Below are 3,457 nucleotides of genomic sequence, written 5' to 3'. Positions count from 1 at the left end.
TGGCAGCAGAGAGCAGTTGCTGGTTCAGCGCCGCGTCGGCGGCCATCACGCTCGCCGGCAGACCAGCGCCGAATGCGCCAACCAGCAGCGCGAGGCACGCTAACCCTCTAACAGTTCGTCTCATTGTTCTCACTCGCGTTCAGGCGGACCGCATGCGTTGCGTGCGACGCAACGCAACGCCGCCGCTACTGCAGATTGGCGATATAGGCAGCCAGGCTCTCGATGTCCTCGTCGGACAGCCCTTTCGTGACACTCGTCATGTTGCCCGCATCGTTGGTCCGCCTGCGTGCGCGGAAATCGTTCAATTGCTTGACGATGTACTGATCGTACTGTCCAGCGACACGCGGAATCTCGTTCTGCCCGGTAAAGCCGCCCAGATGACACATCGTGCACAACACCTCCGCAGCTTTGCGACGTCCTGCGTCGATCCTGACCGGATCGGCCTTGAACGGCACGGGTGCGGGCCGCTGTGCGGCGAAATAATCGGCGAGATCCATCATGTCCTCGCGTGACAATCCGGCGGCCATCGGCGTCATGCGCGGATCGCTGCGGCGTCCCTCCTTGAAGTCCCGCAGTTCCAGGTAGAGGTAGCGCGCGGTTTGTCCTGCCAGGATCGGGTAGTCGGGGTTGGTCGAATTGCCCATGGGGCCATGGCAGGCCACGCATACCGCAGCCTTCGCCTGTCCGGCGGCAACGTCAGCGTGGGCGCCGGTGGGGAACCACCCGGCGGCAACGCAAGCAACAGCCAAGCTCGCCCACATCAAACCTGCGCGGCGATAGGGGTGTGCGTCTCTGGCGGCGACTGCCGTAGTCCGGCTCACGGCAACGCGAATACGACAACGGTATTGCCGCGCTTGAAGTCGATCTGCGTATTGCCGCCCGCTGCGACGGCAACGTACTGCTTGCCGTGGATCGTGTACGACACCGCAGGTGCGTTTACGCCAGCGCCGCACTGGAATTCCCACAGCATCTTGCCGGTCGACGCGTCGAAAGCCCGGAACAAGCCGTTGCCCTCCCCGTTGAACACGAGGCCGCCGGCGGTCACGAGCACGCCGCCGATCAGCGGTTGCTCGGTCTTGTAGGACCACGCGATCTTGCCGGTGTCGATATTGACCGCGACCAGCTTGCCCCATTGCGCCTCCGACGCAATGGTCTTGAACGCGCCGCCGAGCCACAGCTTGCTGCCGCCCGGATAGGCCGCGTCTTCGACCTGATAGGTCATCGGCTGATGCAGGTTCGCCGCGTAAGCGAGGCGTGTCTGCGGGTCAAACGCCATCGGCGACCATTCGACGCCGCCATTGGCGCCCGGCAACATCCGCGCGCCCTCGGCGGTGGGCAGCGTCCACATGTTTTCCTGCGGAATCATCGCTTGCGAGAAGCGGATCAGCCGGCCGGTGCGACGATCATGGACGTACACGTGCCCGGTCTTTCCGCCGTGGATCACGCCAGGGATCATGTGGCCGTCGGTGTCGCGGACGTCGACGAGGATCGGTGGGCTCACCGCATCGAGATCCCAGATGTCATGCGCGATGTATTGGTAGTGCCACTTGTATTTGCCGGTGTCGAGGTCGATCGCGACGAGCGAATCCGTATAGAGATTGTCTCCGGGACGAACGGCCCCATACAGGTCCGGAGACGGATTGCCGACCGCGAAAATGACAGTGCGCGTGTCCCGGTCGATCGCAGGCGTCATCCACACGCCGCCACCCAGCGTCTTGTAGAAGTCCCCGCCCTTGCCGGCAAGCTGCTGCTTTTCGGCGTCGATATTGCGTTTCATGTCCCGGCCGGTCGCGTCCTTGGTCGCCCAGACGCCCTCCTGGCCAGTTTCCGGGATCGTGTAGAACGTCCACAGCAAGTTTCCGGACGCGGCGTCGAAGGCTTTGACGAACCCGCGGATCCCATACTCGCCGCCATTGGTGCCGATCAGCACCTTGTCTTCGACCACGGTCGGCGCCATCGTCTCCGAGTAGCCGAGTTCCGGGTCGCCAATCTGGCTTTCCCACAGGACGTTGCCGGTCTTCGCATCCAGCGCAACCAGTTTGGAATCCAAAGTTCCCATGAACAGCCGGTCGCCCGATATCGCTACGCCGCGGTTGTTAGGTCCGCAGCAAAATGTCGTGATCGGCCCCATCTTGTGCTTGTAATGCCAGTACTCCTTGCCGGTCACTGCGTCCACCGCGTACACGTGATTGAACGACGTCGTAATGAACATGACTCCGTGCGAAACGATCGGCGCCGTTTCCATCGATTCGTTGACGGCCGTCTGGAAGATGAAAGCCGGCTTCAGTCTTGCAACGTTGGTCTTGTTGATCTGCGCGCCGGGGTAGTAGCGCGTCTGTGCGTAGGAGCCGTTCGAATGAAGCCAGTCGGCAGCATTGCGGGCAGCCCCGTCGAGTTCCTGCTGGGTCACCGGCTGGAGCATGGCCGGCATCGGCGCCGACGTCGTCGTTGCGCTGTTTTTCACCTCGTCTGCGCCGAATGCGGTGGATACGCCGAGCATCAGCGGAAACACACAGACGCAAACAGATAAGGTACCGCGGGATGCATGCATGAGTATCTCCTGGTTTTTTCTTGGCTTCGGGTATTCGTCATGCGAATGCGACATCGCCTGCCTCGCGGGGGAGTCGAATGCGGGATGGCACAACCCTATCGGCTGCGCTCTGAGCAGAACGCGTTCGAATTCAAAGCGTCGATTGCCTGGTTAGGGCGGGTCGGCTGCAGGAGATGGAAACCGGTTTGCGCTTTCTCACCAGAAAGCCGGCCTTTTTAAGCGTAGGCGAAGCCGTCCCTCTTTTCCAGACGGTATTACGACGAACGGCGTATTTATCGATTCAATCCTGGTGGCGGCACCAAGGTTGCCCAGCGGATGATTGTTTGACAACGGACGCGCGGCGGGAGAATTTCCCGAATTGAGGCGATGCGTACTACTGTTGGTTTCGAAGCTGGCTTGTTCGGGTGGAGAATGGAGACGGACTTGGCAAACTGGAACGAGACGACGGTTCAGCCAGCAATGCGGGCTAGCAGTTCAGGCTCGTAGCGGGGACGCCAGTCAAGGAGCACGGCAACGGTGCATGGCTCGGGCGATAGGAAATGCCGGGGTTAACCTTGAGATCCATCAGGCTACGAATCTATGGATGGGTCGTCCTCCGCCCACGATTCAGCCCTTGCCCGGCCACGACTGTGATACTGCCGCTTGCGATAGCGCCCACCAGACCCATCGCGTCATCCGTGACGCGGTGCCGTCGTATTGTTGTCGTGCTGGGCTCTGTGATCCTCGTCCATGCGGGCTTGCTCGCATGGATGATCGCGGTGCACGACAGGACCATCGAACGGCCGCTCGAATCCCGGACGATCACTGCAGAGCTATTGAGCGCGGAGCCCCAGCCGGTCGTACCCCTCGCCGCGACATCGCCAGCACCGCCAAATCCCGTGCCCCTCCCCGCGATCCGACCGACAC

General features: G+C 61.8%; 2 protein-coding genes and 1 pseudogene. 1 reads left to right on the top strand and 2 read right to left on the bottom strand.

The genetic code is table 11. The features are described 5' to 3' along the window. Positions 1-185: 185 nt before the first annotated feature. Positions 186-761, bottom strand: coding sequence for a c-type cytochrome (locus tag WCA53_RS04235; RefSeq protein WP_423905838.1), 576 nt, complete (start codon positions 759-761; stop codon positions 186-188). Between the two features lie 56 nt (positions 762-817). After that, positions 818-2,500: a pyrroloquinoline quinone-dependent dehydrogenase gene (locus tag WCA53_RS04230; RefSeq protein ID WP_423905840.1), complete on the bottom strand. Its 1,683-nt coding sequence runs from the start codon at positions 2,498-2,500 to the stop codon at positions 818-820. A 728-nt stretch (positions 2,501-3,228) separates the two neighbouring features. Here WCA53_RS04230 and WCA53_RS04225 point away from each other — a divergent pair. Next, positions 3,229-3,457, top strand: a pseudogene (locus tag WCA53_RS04225) (energy transducer TonB); the annotation flags it as partial.

It is taken from the genome of Caballeronia sp., from assembly GCF_049581465.1.
Lineage (GTDB): Bacteria > Pseudomonadota > Gammaproteobacteria > Burkholderiales > Burkholderiaceae > Caballeronia.
The sequence above is the reverse complement of the archived record's forward strand: the minus strand, read 5'-3'. Positions and strand labels throughout refer to the sequence as shown.